This is a genomic window from Kitasatospora sp. NPDC024654 (genome assembly GCF_055559155.1).
Genome location: NZ_JBVHLF010000035.1, coordinates 610 through 16,362, shown reverse-complemented (window position 1 = coordinate 16,362; position 15,753 = coordinate 610). Strand labels below are relative to the sequence as shown.

The 15,753-nt window shown below is 69.7% G+C and carries 8 protein-coding genes and 6 pseudogenes; 3 read left to right on the top strand and 11 right to left on the bottom strand.

The features are described from left to right. Window positions 1-31: 31 nt before the first annotated feature. The 7 genes and pseudogenes from ACZ38L_RS21150 to ACZ38L_RS21120 form a co-directional block, all read right to left on the bottom strand. A pseudogene (locus ACZ38L_RS21150) lies at window positions 32-832 on the bottom strand (IS630 family transposase); the annotation flags it as partial. Window positions 833-1,191: 359 nt separating this feature from the next. Then, window positions 1,192-1,959: an alpha/beta hydrolase gene (locus ACZ38L_RS21145; RefSeq protein WP_465695661.1), complete on the bottom strand. Its 768-nt coding sequence runs from the start codon at window positions 1,957-1,959 to the stop codon at window positions 1,192-1,194. Between the two features lie 245 nt (window positions 1,960-2,204). Further along, window positions 2,205-2,391, bottom strand: a pseudogene (locus ACZ38L_RS21140) (response regulator transcription factor); the annotation flags it as partial. Between the two features lie 49 nt (window positions 2,392-2,440). Next, entirely contained in the window at window positions 2,441-3,235 is a 795-nt protein-coding gene (locus ACZ38L_RS21135; RefSeq protein WP_465695659.1) for an alpha/beta fold hydrolase, read from the bottom strand. Between the two features lie 62 nt (window positions 3,236-3,297). Next, window positions 3,298-4,197: an aldo/keto reductase gene (locus ACZ38L_RS21130; protein WP_465695656.1), complete on the bottom strand. Its 900-nt coding sequence runs from the start codon at window positions 4,195-4,197 to the stop codon at window positions 3,298-3,300. Beyond that, window positions 4,194-5,063, bottom strand: coding sequence for a helix-turn-helix transcriptional regulator (locus tag ACZ38L_RS21125; RefSeq protein WP_465695653.1), 870 nt, complete (start codon window positions 5,061-5,063; stop codon window positions 4,194-4,196). The genes ACZ38L_RS21130 and ACZ38L_RS21125 overlap by 4 nt, the downstream gene beginning before the upstream one ends. A gap of 296 nt (window positions 5,064-5,359) precedes the next feature. Further along, the gene (locus tag ACZ38L_RS21120) at window positions 5,360-8,095 is read right to left on the bottom strand and encodes a SpoIIE family protein phosphatase (RefSeq protein ID WP_465695650.1); all 2,736 of its coding nucleotides are present in this window, start codon (window positions 8,093-8,095) and stop codon (window positions 5,360-5,362) included. A gap of 5 nt (window positions 8,096-8,100) precedes the next feature. Between ACZ38L_RS21120 and ACZ38L_RS21115 the strand changes: the two are divergent. Together ACZ38L_RS21115 and ACZ38L_RS21110 are read left to right on the top strand one after the other, a co-directional pair. Further along, window positions 8,101-9,172, top strand: a pseudogene (locus tag ACZ38L_RS21115) (IS5 family transposase). Further along, window positions 9,114-10,046, top strand: a pseudogene (locus ACZ38L_RS21110) (DJ-1/PfpI family protein). Before ACZ38L_RS21115 ends, ACZ38L_RS21110 begins: the two co-directional pseudogenes overlap by 59 nt. Before the next feature lie 81 nt (window positions 10,047-10,127). Here the strand turns inward: ACZ38L_RS21110 and ACZ38L_RS21105 are convergent. From ACZ38L_RS21105 to ACZ38L_RS21090, 4 genes and pseudogenes are all read right to left on the bottom strand, one after another. Further along, window positions 10,128-10,307, bottom strand: a pseudogene (locus tag ACZ38L_RS21105) (hypothetical protein); the annotation flags it as partial. 134 nt (window positions 10,308-10,441) lie between these two features. Then, window positions 10,442-10,834: pseudogene (locus ACZ38L_RS21100) on the bottom strand (VOC family protein); the annotation flags it as partial. Window positions 10,835-11,201: 367 nt separating this feature from the next. Then, window positions 11,202-13,187 (bottom strand): APC family permease, encoded by a 1,986-nt coding sequence (locus ACZ38L_RS21095; protein ID WP_465695648.1) that lies wholly within the window; start codon window positions 13,185-13,187, stop codon window positions 11,202-11,204. A gap of 420 nt (window positions 13,188-13,607) precedes the next feature. Then, on the bottom strand, window positions 13,608-15,038 hold the full coding sequence (locus ACZ38L_RS21090; RefSeq protein ID WP_465695646.1) for a glutamate decarboxylase: 1,431 nt from the start codon (window positions 15,036-15,038) through the stop codon (window positions 13,608-13,610). 383 nt (window positions 15,039-15,421) lie between these two features. On the opposite strand from ACZ38L_RS21090, the gene ACZ38L_RS21085 reads away from it, so the two are divergent. After that, window positions 15,422-15,592 (top strand): hydrophobic protein, encoded by a 171-nt coding sequence (locus ACZ38L_RS21085; RefSeq protein ID WP_465695644.1) that lies wholly within the window; start codon window positions 15,422-15,424, stop codon window positions 15,590-15,592. Window positions 15,593-15,753 lie beyond the last annotated feature (161 nt).

The following is a 15,753-nucleotide window of genomic DNA, read 5'->3' as shown; positions in this document are numbered from 1 at the left end:
GTTGTCGCACGGGTCAGGCTCCGGCCCCCTGCGGCACCCCATGATCCTCACAGTTGTCACAGATCAGATGGACGTCGAGGCCGGCGGGGACCTCCTTGTCCAGCTTGGCGAGGAACTTCTCGAACTCCGCTGCCCGGTGGCGACGGTGGATGGAGCTGATCACCTCGCCGGTGGCGACGTCCAGGGCGGCGAACAGGGTGGTGATGCCGTGACGGACGTAGTCGTGAGTGCGACGCTCGGGCATCCCCGGCATCATCGGCAGCACTGGCGCCGAGCGGTCCAGCGCCTGGATCTGGGACTTCTCGTCCACGCACAGGACCAGCGCCTTCTCCGGCGGGTCGAGGTAGAGGCCCACGATGTCGCGGACCTTGTCGATGAACTGCGGGTCGTTGGACAGTTTGAAGGTGTCCACCTGGTGCGGCTTGAGTCCGAACGTCCGCCAGATGCGCCCCACGGTGGACTTGCTCAGCCCGCTCTCGGACGCCATGGACGCCCGCGACCAGTGCGTGGCGTCCTTCGGGGTGCGCTCCAGGGTGGCGACGACGACCGACTCCACTTGCTCATCGGAGATCTTCCGGGGAGCACCGGGGCGCGGCTCGTCGGCCAGGCCGTCGAGGCGGGACTCCAGGAAGCGGCGGCGCCACTTGCCCACCGTCTGTGGCCAGACGCCGAGTTCGGCGGCCACCTGCTGGTTCGACTTCCCCTCCGCGCAGCCCAGCACGATCCGGCACCGCTGGGCCAAGGCCTGGGCCGAGGTCGCCCGCCGCGACCAGCGCACCAGCGTCTCGCGCTCGTCGTCGGTCAACGTCACCTCGGCCACCGGCCGTCCCATACGCGCCACGCAGGCAAGGCTACACATATTTATCGAACTTCAGGCGCAGGACACTAGAGGGGTTCCGCGAGCCGGGCAGGCCCCGCGCTGCTCCCGAACTCGCCGCCGCACGACCAGCCGTATCCTAGACGAGTTGTGACAACCGATCAGCAGGTCGGGCCGTCCGCCCATGTCCGATGAGCTCCGCGGCCTGATCATCCGGCTCGCACCGAGAGCTCCCGACCGGGCTGCCGCCGGGTGCACGGCGAGCCACCTGGCGTGGCTCCAGCTACGCGGATCCACCATCTGGATGCGCAGCCTCGACCCGGGCCGCGGTAGCGGCGCCCGATGGGCGGACCGGGCGCCGCTGCCGCTCACCTTCAGGCCGGTGAGGCGACCGTCCGGCCAAGGTGCCGGGCGAAGAACCGGACCGCGCTGTCGGCCTCGAACCTGGGCAGTTCAAAGTGCTTGCCCGCGTTGGCGTGCAAGGTCTTCTCCTTCGAGGCGAAGGCGTCGAACAGCGCGAGGCTGCCCTCGCGCGGGATGCGCTCGTTGTCCCATTGCATGTCGAACTCGATCGGGATGGTGATGTGCTTCGCCGTCTCGATCAGGGCATCGGGCCACATCATGCCGAAGACCGCGGCCGTGATCCTGGGCTCGATCGCCACCAGCGGCACCCCGATCGCGGTGCCCAGGCCGATGCCGGAGTAGCCCACCGGCCCATCGGCGCCGATCTCCGGAAGGTCCCGAAGGGCGTCCAGGGTCGCCTGCCACTCGGGCACGGCGAGCTCCGCCAGGCGGGCGTTGTAACGGACGACGATCGGCCCTTCCGGCTCGCCCGCCGCCTGCGCCTTGCGCAGCTCGGCGATCTCCTGCTCGTCGTGGGCGGTGCGCGGCCGGTCGCCGTGACCGGGCGCGTCGATGACGGCGACGTGGAAGCCGCAGCCGGTCACGAGGCGCTGTGCCCGGCCCGCCATCGCCGGATGCTTCTTGTGGTTGCCGCCGCCGTGGCCCATCAGGACCAGGGGCGCGCGATCGGTTGCGCTGGAGGCCGGCGACCAGAGAACGCCGGGGACCTCGCCCACGGTGAAGTCGCGCTCCACCATGCCGTTCGACGACGACTCAGCGGTGAAATGCAGAGAGTGCACAGGTGTTGCCTTTCGGGAGTGCCTTGTTGTCGAGGCGCTCCCGGCGACACCTACGTCAATCGCCGGCCGTGACCGAAAGGGGGAGCACCCACGTCGATACAGCGTTCATGGGTCTCACCTCCTCGGGCGGCGTCACGGTCAACTGCAAGGTACCAGCCTGATCATCATCCCTCCAACCCATTTCCCCACCACTGATCAGCCAGGCTGCTGCTTGCCCGGCCGTAGGCCGAAAAGCCCGGGCCGGGTCAGCCGGCGAACCCCGACACCGCCGGACCGGACTCGTACGCGATCACCACCGCGTGGATCCGGTGCTACGCACCGAGTTTGGTCAGCACGTTCCCGACGTGCGTCTTCACCGTCCCCAGGGTCATCCTGAGCGACTCCGCGACTTCCGGGTTGGACGGGCCCGTGAGCCATCAACCGCAGCACCTCGGGTGGTGGCGGCCGGATCCTCACGGCGCCCTTGCCAGCCCTCCCGGTTTCAGCCGGCGTTGGAAACGGGGTTCACGGCGACGCGGTCCAGGAACTCCAGGAGGAGTGTGCGGAAGGCCGCGGGTTGTTCCAGCGGTGCGAGATGGCCCGCGTCGGGGATGATCACGGGGTCGCCCGAGTCGAGGTCTCGGGCCAGGTCCTCGCCTCCGCGGAAGAAGTCGGGCATGTCGTGCTCGCCGACGCCCACCAGCGCCGGGATGGCGAGATCACGCAGTGCGGCCGTGTCCTTGCCGAGCGGGTCTTCGGCTTGGGTCGGCTCGCCGTGGGCGAGGTGCGACTCCAGCTGGTGGCGCAGCATGCGGGCCGCGTGGGCCTTCACTTCGTGGTCCGCGTGTTCGGAGGTCCACGCTTCGACCCCTGCTTGTACGGCCGCGTCGATGTCACGGGCTTCGAGTGCGGTTCGTTCACGGTCCCAGGCGGCCTGGAGACACGCGGAGGGTTCCTGGTCGTGGGGTCGGTAGCCCACCAGGATCAGGCCCTCGACCCGGTCGCCGGCCGTCGCCGCCACCTGGAGTGACACCAGCGCGCCGAGCGAGTTCCCGGCCAGCACGAAGCGGTCGACCCCTAGGTGGTCGAGCGTGTCGAGGACGTCCGTCCAGGGTGCGACCTCGCGCTCGTCGTGCACGACTGCTTCACCCCAGCCGGGCAGGTCCAGGGCGATCACGCGCAGGCCGGCCTCCGCGAGCAGGGGCAGGTGCGCGCTCCACATGGTCCGGTCCGTTGGCCGGGCGTGGAGCAGCACCACGGTCCTTCCGTCGCCTGCCTGATCAGCGGGCAGCAACATCGATGAAGTCCTTCCGGAAGATGGTGAACACCGGGAGTCGGCCTCGCGGTGGGAGAGGGCTTTCATGCGGCGCCGGTGAGTTCGTCGATCTCCTGGGTGCTCAGGGCCAGCCGTGCTGCCGCGATGTTGTCCTCGAGGTGGGCGACCTTGGACGTGCCGGGGATGGGCAGCATGACGTCGGAGCGGGCGAGCAGCCAGGCGAGTGCGACCTGGGAGGGGGTGGACCGGTGTGCGGAGGCGATGCGGTCGACCGGTCCGCCCGGCCTGGTGAGTTCGCCGGCGCCCACCGGCGCCCAGGGGATGAAGCCGATGCCTTCGCGGGTGCAGTAGTCGAGGACGTCGGCGGAGGTGCGGTCGGTGAGGTTGTAGCGGTTCTGGACCGTGACGATGTCGGCGATCCGGCGGGCCTGTTCGATCTGCCCGACGGTCACCTGGGACAGGCCGATCGCGACGATCTTGCCTTCGTCCTGGAGGTTCTTCAGCTCGCCGACCTGATCTTCCAACGGGACCTTCGGGTCGACGCGGTGCAGCTGGAACAGGTCGATGTGGTCGAGGCCGAGGCGTCGCAGGCTCATCTCGGCCTCCTGGCGCAGGTATTCCGGACGCCCGACGGGCGGCCAGGCCTTGGGGCCGAGCCGGACCAGTCCCTGGTCGGTCCTGATCACGTCGGGCCCGTTGCGGGTGAGGCCGGCCTTGGTGGCGATCAGCACGTCGTCCGGGTAGGGGTGGATGGCTTCCCGGATGATCTCCTCGCTGACGTAGGGCCCGTAGGAATCCGCGGTGTCGATCAGCTGGACGCCGAGCTCGACGGCACGGCGGACCACACGGACGCACTCATCACGGTCATCGGGTTCACCCCACACACCCAACCCGGTGAGCCGCATGGCGCCGAAGCCGAGACGGGCGACCTTCTTGCCGGCGATCTCGAACCATCCGGCGGCGTGGGCGATGGAATCGGTCATGAGTGTGAGCTCTCTTCCTCTGACGCGGTTTCGTGTTCGGCTGACGCGGTGCGCTGCTCCGCCAGTCGGCGGAGCAGGACCAGGGCGTCGCTGCTGGCGCTTCCGGGTTCGGCGCTGTAGACGGAGAGGTGCTGACCAGGAGCACTGGTGACAGCCAGCGCTTCGAAGTGCAGGTGCAGTTCACCGACTTGCGGGTGACGGAAGCGCTTGTCCTCGTGCGTGCGCGGACGGATCTCGTAACGCGCCCACAAGGCTCCGAACACCGGGCTGCGCACGCTCAGCTCGCCGACGACACGTTCGATGCGCTCATCGTCCGGAAACCGCGCTGACGACGCGCGCAGGTTGTTCACGGCAGTGCCTGCCGCCTTGTCCCAGTCTCCGTAGAACTCCCGGGCGAAGGGATCCAGGAAGATCATCCGAAGCAGGTTGTCGTAGCGGGCGAATCCGCAGTACAGCTCGCGGGCCATGGCGTTGGCGGCAAGGACGTCCTGAGCGGAGCCGAGCACGAAGGCGGGCACGTCACGCATACCGTCCATCAGCCGACGCAGGTCCGGGCTGACCGTCGTGTTCGGCCGCACGGACGGCCAGGGGCTGGGCAGGCCCAGCCGGAACAGATGGGCGGCCGCGTCGTCGTCGAGGCGCAGGGCCCGAGCGATCGACTGGAGCACCTGCTCGGACGGATGCCGCTCGCGGCCCTGCTCGAGCCGGGTGTAGTAGTCCGAACTCACCCCGGCGAGCAGCGCGACCTCGTCCCGTCGCAAACCGGGCACCCGCCGCGAAGCATCGTGGGGGTATCCGACGTCCCGCGGCATGGTCATCGCCCGGCGAGCCCGCAGATAGTCGCCGAGTCTGTTGTCTGCGTCCATGCGGCCCAGGCTAAGCACGCCTTCGGGCGGCTGGGTGGGTGCACCACACCCACCCGAGCCGGCGGGCGCTCCTCGCCCTGCGCGCTCGGTGTCCGTGGCGGACACCCGGTCACTCGTGTCCGACCGCTTCCGACGGCGACGGCGACCGCCCGTGGCGCGAGCGCGATGCGTGCAACGCAATCATTCGGCTACGGCCTGTATTGGACGGTCCGAGCATCCGTTCGCCCGCGCGTCGTCGACGCCGCCCGCACCCGCGCTCTCGCCCTGATCGGGGGCCGAGCCGCCGTCGCTCCGGATCAGGACGACGCCAGCGGAACCGCCGCCGAGGCCTCCCGGCGTTGCTCGGCCAAGGCCCGCACGGATGCGGGGAAGGGCTGCTCCGCCCAGATGATCTTGCCCTGGGGGGAGTACCTGGTGCCCCAGCGCCTGGTGAGCTGGGACACCAGGAACAGCCCGCGGCCGCCCTCGTCCATGGTCGCCGCGTACTTCAGGTGCGGTGAGATGTTGCTGCCGTCGGACACCTCGCAGATCAGGCTCCGATCGCGCAGTAGCCGTACCCGCACCGGCGCCGAGCCGTAGCGGATGGCGTTGGTGACCAGCTCGCTGAGCACCAGCTCGGTGGCGAAGGTCAGATCGGTCAGGCCCCAGGCGTCCAGCGTCGCGGTGCTCCAGTTGCGGATGTCGGCGACGGCGGCCGGGTCGGACGCCACCTCCTGGTCGGAGACCCGCTCCGGGCCGAGCACCCGGGTCTTCGCGATCAGCAGCGCCACGTCGTCCTGCGGATGTTCCGGCAGCAGGGCGTCGAGTACGGCCTGGCAGTTCTCCTCGGGCTCCCGGCCGTGCCCGGAGAGCGCCGCGCGCAGCAGTTCCATGCCGACGTCGAAGTCCCGGGTGCGCTCCTCGATCAGCCCGTCGGTGTAGAGCACGATCTGGGTACCCTCGGCCAGCCGCAGCTGCGCCGTCTCGAACGGCATCCCGCCCGCCCCCAACGGCGGGCCGGTCGGCAGCTCCGGGAACGCCACGTGGCCGTCAGGATCGACCAGTGCGGGCGGGGGGTGACCGGCGGTCGCGAAGGTGCAGAGCTGGGAGATCGGGTCGTAGATCGCGTACAGACAGGTGGCGCCGGTGACACCGATGCCGGTGGTGCTGTCGGTCTCCTCCTGGTCGATGCGGTTCACCAGCTCGTCCAGGTAGCCGAGCAGCTCGTCCGGCGGGACGTCGAGGGCGGAGAAGTTGTGCACGGCGGTGCGCAGCCGGCCCATCGTGGCGGCCGCGTGCAGCCCGTGGCCGACCACGTCGCCCACCACCAGCGCGACCCGGCTGCCGGGCAGCGGGATCACGTCGAACCAGTCGCCGCTGACTCCGGACTGTGCGGGCAGGTAGCGGTGTGCGACCTCGAGGGCGCTCTGGTCCGGCAGGGCGCGCGGCAGCAAGCTGCGCTGCAGGGTCACGGCCATGGTGTGCTCGCGGGTGTACCGGCGGGCGTTGTCGATGCTGAGCGCGGCCCGTGCCACCAGCTCCTCGGCCAGCGAGCGGTCCTCGTCGTCGAACGGCTCGGGCTTCTGCGACCGCCAGAAGGCCACGACGCCCAGGATGATGCCACGGGCCTTCAACGGCGTGGTGATGAGCGAGTGGACGCCGTACTCGACGACCCGCGCCGTCACGGCCGCCTCCTGGGCCAGCCACCCCTCGGCGACGGACAGGTCCGGCACCACCTGCGACAGGCCGCTGTCGAAGCCCTGGGCCTGTGGGGTGGAGGGGATGAAGGAGCCCAACCTGCCGCGCGGGTAGAACGGATGGTCCTCGCGGATGCCGTGGACGGTGATACGACGCAGGTTGACGGCGCCGCTGCTGGGCTCGTCGCCGTGCAGCACGGGGTCGGCGAGGTCCACGGTGACGAAGTCCGCGAAGCCGGGGACCGCGACCAGTGCCAGCTCCTCGGCCGTCCGCTCGACGTCGAGCGTCGTCCCGATGCCGACGCCCGCCTCGTAGAGCAGGGCCAGTCGCTTGCCGGCCACCTCGGCCCTGCCGGACAACGCGAGCAGTTCCGTGGAGTCGCGGATCGTGGCGACCGTGCCCATGCTCCGGCTGCGGGGGTCGGTCGGCCGTTGGTTCACCGCGATCAGCCGGCCGCCGGCGCGGTGCAACTCGTCCGTGACCACCCGGCCCGACAGCAGCAGCTCGGTGGTGTCCGGGTCGAGGCCCCGCAGTTCGTCCAGGTACCGGCCCTCGGCGTTGGGCGGCAGGCCCAGCAGGTCGCGCGCCTCGTCGTTCGCCAGCAGCAGCTGCCCGTCCTGCCCGACGATGACCACGCCCTCGCGGACCGCGTGCAGGACGGCGTTGTGGTGCTCGTACATGCGGGCGAGCTCGATGGGGTCGAGGCCGTGCGTCTGGCGCTTCAGCCGCCGGGTGGTCAGGGCGGTGCAGACCGTGGCCACCCCGACCGCGGCGGCGCCGGTGCCCAGGATGAGCGGCAGCTGCCGGTTTCCGGCGGCGGTGACGTTGTGGACCTTGAGCCCGGCCGACACCAGACCCACGACCGATCCGTCGGGAGCGTCGACCGGCACGGTCGCCTGGACCTCGTGGCCGAGCGGGCCGTGCACGCTCTCGGTGTAGACGTGCCCGGCCAGGGAGGGGCCGATGGTCCCGACGAAGTGCTTGCCGATCTCGCTCGGCAGCGGGTGCGTGTACCGGATCCCCTGGTCGTTCATGACCACGATGAAGTCGACGCCGGCCTGCTTGCGCGTGGCCTCCGTGATCGGCTGGAGGATCGCCGTGGGATCGGGCGACTTCAGCGTCTGGACGAGGCCCGGGGAATGCGCGAAGGTCTCCGCGACGGCCACCGACCGGTTCAGGGCCTCGGACTCGCTGTTCCGGCGCGATTCGAGGGCCAGCGCGAGGATCGCCCCCAGGACGAGCACGAGCACGACCACGACTTCCAGCACGAAGACCTGTCCGGCAACGCTCCGTGGGAATTTCGCGGTCAGTGACTTCCAGGATACGATCCGCGATCGGTCGGTGTGTTCGACCATGCGTCATTTCTAACACCGCTGGTGCGGAAGCGGCGCGGGAACGTCGCCAGCCGCACCTGCCGCTTGCGGCCACCGAGCCGCTGCCCCGGCGGGCGCGGGACCAGTTCCACGGGATCCGCTGGCGGTTCCGCACCGGCAACGGCTGGCGCGATCTCCCGGAGCGGTACGGGCCTTGGTCCACGTTCCACTCCCGGTTTGTATAGCTGGGCCAAGGCCGGGGTGTTCCAGGGCCCGATGGATGCGTTGACCGCCGAGGCAGCCGCTCGCGGGCAGGTCGGCTTGGAGCCTGTCAGCGTGGACTCCACGTTCGTGCGGGCACACCACGAGTCAGCCGGACTGGCCGTCACCGGCGAGACCCTGGATGCTCTGGAGCAGGCCCTGGCCGAGGAGGAGGGGGCTCCACTTTCGGAGCAGCCACCGGTGCTGCGGGTGGTCCGGCACAGGACCCACCGGCCGGCGACGGCACACGAGCGCCGCCGGACCAGGATCGTGCCACCGCACGCCGACGCCGCCACGCCGGGACGAAGGCTGCCCGGCTTGGCCGCTCCCGAGGCGGACCGAGCAGCTTTAGATCCATGCCGCTGTCGACGCCGCCGGCCTGCCGCTGGCCTTCGTGCTCGCCCCAGGACAGGCTGCGGACTGCCCGCGGTTCCGGACCGTCCTGGCCAAGATCCGCGTTCCCGGGCCCTCGGTCGACCCCGCACCCGGCCGGGCGCCCGGCCGCGGACAGGGCCTACCGCTCCGGAGCCGACCGGGACTACCTGCGCCGGCGCCGGATCAACGCGGTCATCTCGGAGAAGACCGACCAGCAGGCCAACCGCGGGAAGAAGGGCTCAGCCGGAGGCCGGCCCGTCACCTTCGACTCCGAACGCTACAGACGGCGCGACACCGTTGAACGCTGCTTCCAGAAGATCAGGACCTGGCGGGGCCTGGCCACCCGCTGTGACAAGGCCCAGAAAGCTACGGGGTGGGCTCCATCTCCGGGGTCCGAATCTCAAACAGTTTCTGGCAGCGGGGGATGCGTCGGGGCTGGGCGGGAACTACGGGAACTATTCGCCCGGCGCAGCAGACTCATAAGGCAAGCCAGCGCTGCTCCCGAAGGGCGATGAGGGTCGGACTTGTCGAATGCGAGCATCATCCTGTCGCTCACGGGCTCCCCAAGGCCACACGTGGGGCGTCCCACCGTGCCGTCCCTCCCCGCAGGCCAGCGCCGGCTTGGCGGAAGACCGAGCGAGTGATCAGGAGATGGGCCGATGGAGCGCAGGAACCTGCTGAAAGTGTTAGCCACGACCGGCGGTCTCGCGTCGGTCGGGACCTTCGTGGCGCCCGCAGCGGCAGCGGACGCCTCACGACCAAGGAGACAAAGCCGGTGCCTCCACGTGTTCAGATCGTCGTGTACGACGGGGTCGAGGAGCAGGACTTCATCGGGCCGCGTGACGTTTTCGGGCATGCCGCGCAGGTGGGTGGCCAGGTGGAAACGACACTGGTGCGACTGTCGGCTCCTGGCGAGGTGACATGTTTCTTCGGCACCAGGGTCACGGTGCCGACCGCGTGGGAGCCCACTGATACCGATCTTCTGATCGTGCCGGGTGGCGGTGACCAGCTGATCAACAATCCGGATGCCCACCGGAACCTTGTACGGGCACAGCAGGCCGGAGTCATCGTCGCCGGTGTCTGCACCGGCGTCATGGTGCTGTCCGCAGCAGGCTAGACCAAAGGTCGCCCGTGCACGGCACACCATCTCGCCAAGGCCGAGCTGGCCGCCCAGGGAGGCAAGGTGATCGACGCACGAGTCGTTGACGACGGGAACCTGGTGACCGCGGGCGGTGTCACCAGCGGAATCGACCTGGCACTCTGGATGGTCACCCGCGAGTGCGGATCATCCATCGCCACCGGCGTCGAGTCCATCATGGAATACGAGCAGCGCGGCGTCGTCTGGCGCAGTTCCTGATCGCCGTCGCACGGGAACCGCCTTGCCGACTCGTAGGCGGTCGGTGATCGCTTGACGGGCTGTCCGGTCTTGTTCGCCCAGCGTGCGTACCAGGTGCAGGCGCAGGCCCCAGAAGTGCCGGGAGTGCGACGCGCAGTAGCCGTACTCGGCCAGCCGGCCAGGTCCGATCGCTTGACGTTCTCCCGGGAACAGCCGCAGCCAACCGGCGTGGAGTCGACCACCCACACCTCGGGCGGGTGCCGGCCATGGCGAAGCCTTCAACTCGTCGTCGGTCCGGGCACAGAGTGCGGTCGCGAGGGTGTCCAGGTCTGTCTTCGCACACTGACCGTGGACGCCCTCGCGTCATGTCCGCAGGCAATCCCCTTGGACTCGTCGGTCCAGGGTGATCGCAACCACCTGCTGTAGGGCCGGGTCATGATCTCGATGTTGTGCCCGCTCGGGTCTTCGAAGTACGCGCCGCGGCCGCCGAAGAGGCGGTTGATCCGGCCGGGTTCGTTCAGGTGGGGGTCGGCGTAGTACGTCACACCGAGCCGCTCCAGGCGGCTGATCGCGTCCTCGAAGGCCTCCTCGGCGACGAGGAAGGCGTAGTGCTGCGGTTGGATCTCCACCTCATCGGGTGTCGCGTAGAAGTCGAACGTGACGCCGTTGCCAAGCTCGACCGGAAGGAACGGACCGTACGGCGCACCGACGTCCAGGTCGAGGACCGCGGCGAGGAACCGTGCGGACAGTTCGCGGTCGCGGGCGTGGACGGCGACGTGGTCAAGGTGGATCAGGTGCTGCTGAGGCATGTGGGGAAGGGCTCTCCGAGTCCAGGTTCCGATGATGAACAGCAAGGGACTCGAAGAACGGCGGGCCGCGCGCCCGCCCGACGGTCACGCCTCGGCCGGGCGCCCGTCTCGTGTGTGGCCCATGGCCGACCCGGCAGTCACGTCCGTCAATCCAGCGCATCGGTAATGCCAGGCCCACGGCGCACAACGACAACACCAGCCACCCGTTGAACGAACGCCATCGCCTTCGCACACTGAGCGCAGCCACCTCCCTTGGACTCATTCATCCAGCGCCGGCCCGAGTCGCGCCGACATCACGTACAGGGATCGGGGATCAACTCGCATCGGGACACCCTCTCCAGCCCCCTCCCATCGCCCGCCGAGGCGATCACGCCAGCGGGGATCCGGCGGGCTCGCCCTGGGGCTCGGTCACGGCTGGGTGCTCGGCGATGGCTCGGGCGACGTCGAACGGCACGATGGTGGCGGCGACGTGCGGCAGCCGACTGGCGGCGTGCGCGATCGAGTCGCCGCTGCGGGCGTGCAGCAGGCGGCCGGCCAGCGGCCCGTAGGCGCGGCGCGGGATCAGCAGTGTGAGGTCGGTGCGGCCGTCGGCGGTGAACTGGGCGGCGTGGGCGGCCATAGCGTGGTGCAGGCGCCGGTCGGGGCACTCGACGACGTCCAGTGGGAGGTCAGCGGCCTGGTTGGCCTCCCACTGGTGCCTCAGCTCTGCGGTGTGCTGCTTGTCCAGCACGAAGTGCACGGCTCGCAGTTCGTCGGGACGGAGGCCGCGGGCGTGGTGGAGAGCCTTGACGGCGGCGAGGTCGAGCCGGTCCACCAGGACGCAGACGACGCTGCGCTCGGCCCGCACCGCCGTGGCGGAGGCGGGTGCGGCAGCGAGCGCGGCCCGCTCGGCGCGGTAGCGATCGTTGGTGCGGACCAGTGCCCAGACACCGAGCGGGAAGACCAGCACGACCATCCAGGCTCCCTCGGTGAACTTGGTCACGGCGAACACCACCACGACTGCCGCGGATGCCGCGGCTGCGCACGCGTTGAGCACGATCTTTGCCGTGCGGCGTTCTTCCCGCCGCGCCCAGTGGTGCCTGACCAGTCCCGCGGCCGCCATCAGGAAGCCCGTGAAGACCCCGATCGCGTACAGCGCCACCAGTTTGGTGAGGTTGCCCCGGGTGACGACCAGCAGGGTCAGCGAGGCGACGGTCAGCACGATGATCCCGTTGGAGAAGGCCAGTCGGTGGCCGCGCAGGGTCAGCTGGCGGGGCAGGAAGGAGTCCTCGGCGACGAAGCTGGCCAGGAACGGGAAGCCGTTGAACGAGGTGTTGCCGCCGGTGTAGAGGATCAGCGCGGTGGCGACCTGGACGAAGGTGAACATCACGTTCCCGAAGCCGCTCTGGCCGAAGACCAGGTGCGCCTCCTGGGCCAGCACGGTCGGGCTGCCCGAGGAGTACGGCACCGCGTGGGTCCGCCAGGCGAGCGCGGACACGCCGAGCACCAGCAGGCCGAGTACGCAGCTCATGATCACCAGTGTGCGGCGGGCGTTGGGTCCCTGCGGCTCGCGGAAGGCACTGACACCGTTGGAGATGGCCTCCAGGCCGGTCAGCGACGACCCGCCGTTGGCGAAGGCTCGCATCATGATGAAGAGCGAGGCACCCATCAGGACACCGCCGCCACGGTGGCCGACCTCGATCACACCGGGCGCGTGCAACTGTGCGTCGGTGAGCCGTGGCAGGTCCCCGAGGAGGAGGCGGATCAGGCCGACCACGACGGTCAAGCCGGCCCCCAGGATGAACAGGTACGTGGGCACCGAGAAGGCCTTTCCGGCCTCGCGGATGCCGCGCAGGTTCCCGTAGCAGAGCAGCAGGACGACGCCCACGGTGATCCACAGCTTGTCACCCTCGATGTCCGTGCGCAGGAGCAGTTGGAGCAGCGAAGCCAACGCGTCGGTACCCGCCGAGGTCTGCACGGCGACCGTCACGACGTAGTCGATCAACAGCGCCACGGCCGCGACCTGGGCCACCCGCGGGCCGAAGTTCTCCCGCGCCACCACGTACGAGCCGCCGGCCCGGGTGTACGTCACCGCGACTTCACGGTAGGAGAGCGTGAGCAGGAACAGCAGTGCCAGGATCACGCCGGTGACCGGCATGACCAAGGCGAACCCGGCCACACCGACCGCCGGGACCAGTTGGGTCAGCATCTGCTCGGTCCCGTAGGCACTGGAGCTGATGCAGTCCGGCGCCAGCACGCCCAGCGCCACCGTCTTCGACAGCTTCTCGTCCCGCAGCTCGGACGTCACCAACGGCCGTCCCAGCAGAGCCCTCTTCAGACGGTATCCCGCCCGCTCCGACGCCCGCACCGCCATCCCTCCCTCGTGTTCCGTGATCGCACCGACATGCTCCGGTGCCGACTTCCTGATCCACCTCTGTGCGTTGGCCACGCCGCCCGGCAGCGCGCTGTGCCGTTTGCCACAGCCTCGGAAGGCTGAAGGGGTGGGCGCCCGGTCCGATGCGGGACCTGTCCGTCGCGTCACCCGCCTGTCCGCGCCACGCGAAGCCAAACTCTCGCAGAGCGCGCTGCCGAACCAGCGGGTCGCAGGACATCAGCAGGAAGGCACCGGCGGCGGAAGACCGCGAGCCGGCGAGGGGGCCGGCCGCGGGGCGCGGTCGGGGAGCGTCAACCAGGCCTGGACCGCCTCGGCGACGCGGCCGTCGACAGCATCCACCCCACTCGTCCGGGCGCTTCACGGCGATCTGCGGCCTGGTGCCGGACATCGTGCCCTGCGCTAGGAGTGGCCAGGTTGCTGGGGGTTCGCGGTCTCGGCTCCGTGCGCGAAGCCCCCGGCGTCGTCGACGTTCCGGCGGGGTGCGGTCTGGGACTGCAGGCGTGGGAGGACGGCGCGCAGGTCGCGCAGGAACATGTCGGCCAGGTCGTGACTGAAGCCGTTGCGTACCACGATGCGCAGGACGTCGAGGTCGGTGCGGTTGGGTGGGAGGGAGTAGGCGGGTACGAGCCAGCCGTGTTCCCGCATCGCGGCGGAGACGTCGAAGACGGAGAAGCTGGTGATGTCGTCGCGGACGCGGAAGGCGAAGACGGGCAGTTGGGAGCCGTCGGTGATGAGCTCGAACGGGCCGAGGGATGCTATCTGGCCGGCCAGGCGGGTGGCGATGTCACGGCAGGTGCGCTGGATGCGGCGGTAGCCGTCGAAGCCCAGGCGCAGGAAGTTGTAGTACTGGGCGACGACCTGGGCTCCGGGCCGGGAGAAGTTGAGGGCGAAGGTGGGCATGTCGCCGCCGAGGTAGTTGACGTGGAAGACCAGGTCCTCGGGCAGCGCGGCGGCGTCGCGCCACAGGGCCCATCCGACGCCGGGCATCACCAGGCCGTACTTGTGGCCGGAGGTGTTGATGGAGGCCACCCGGGGCAGGCGGAAGTCCCATGCGAGGTCGGGCTCCAGGAAGGGGGCCACCATGCCTCCGGAGGCGGCGTCCACGTGGATGGGGATGTCCAGACCGGTCCGTTCGTGCAGGCGATCGAGTTGGTGGGCGAGTTCGGCGACCGGCTCGTAGCTGCCGTCGAAGGTGGAGCCCAGGACGGCGACCACGCCGATGGTGTTCTCGTCGCACAGCTCGACCGCTCCCTCGGGGGAAAGGTGGTAGCGCCCGGCCTCCACCGGTACGTAGCGGGCCTCGACGTCGAAGTAGTTGGCGAACTTCTCCCAGCACACCTGCACGTTGATGCCCATGACCAGGTTCGGCCGGTCCGCCGCCCGCTCGTTGCGGCGGCGCTCGTGCTGCCAGCGGCGCTTGAGCGCGAGTCCGGCGAGCATGGCGGCCTCGCTGGAGCCGGTGGTCGAGCATCCCACCGCCTGCCGAGGGTCGGGGGCGCACCACAGACGCGCGAGCATGGCCGTGCAGCGGGCTTCGAGTTCCGCGGTCTGCGGGTACTCGTCCTTGTCGATCATGTTTTTCTCGGCGCACTCGGCCATCAGCCGCTGGGCCTGCGGCTCTGCCCAGGTCCCGACGAAGGTCGCCAGGTTCAGCCGCGCGTTGCCGTCCAACATCAGCTCGTCGTGGACGACCTGATAGGCCGTGTCGGGATCCATCTCCCGGCTGGGCAGCTCGTCACGCGGCACGGCCAGCGGTTCGCGGGTGAAGAGCGGATTGACCGTCAGGTCCTTTTGGCTGCTGCGGTGATGGCGAGGATGCTTCAGTGGCACGGGAACTCCCCTTGTGTGCGGGATGGTGTGGACTCCCGGCTACCCCGTTCGGTGGCTGCCATGCCCTGCCTCCTACCAGCCGGCGGAGAGCGGTCCTCGCGCAACGCGCCGGCCTCCCACCAGGCGGGCTTCTGCTTCGGCATTCGCGAGTGGACCGCTACGGGCAGCGCGACCAGCCGGGCGAAGTCCGTTGACGGCGGCCTTGTCCGGTCGCGGCGCCCTTGGTCTTGGCGTCGTCAGTTCACGGAAGGCCCGTCGCCGTGAACGGTCCCTTCACGACACCGTCCGCACGGTGTCGCTGGAAAATCCTCCGAATATCGCCGCGGGACCGGGGCAGCAGAGTGTCTGACTCCGCCCATTCGATGCCGAGGAGGCCGGTTCCCATGGCTGCCCTGTTGCTCGTTCTCCTACTCACCCTGCTGCTGTTCGGGCTCGGCTTCGCCGTCAAGGTCCTGTGGTGGGTCGCCGTCATCGTGTTCGTGCTCTGGCTGATCGGCTTCATCGCCCGCACCACCGACGCGGCCGGCTCCCGCAGCCGCTGGTACCGCTGGTAGATCGGTGGCTCCACGCGGCACGTCGAGTGTCCCAGGGTGGGGGGGGGGGGGGGGCGGGGGGGGGGGGGGGAAGGGGGGGGGGGGGGGGTGGGGGGGGGGCGAGGGGGGGGTCTGTGTCTTTTTTGTTGGGTGGGGGGTGGGGCACCAGCAAAATAATTCTC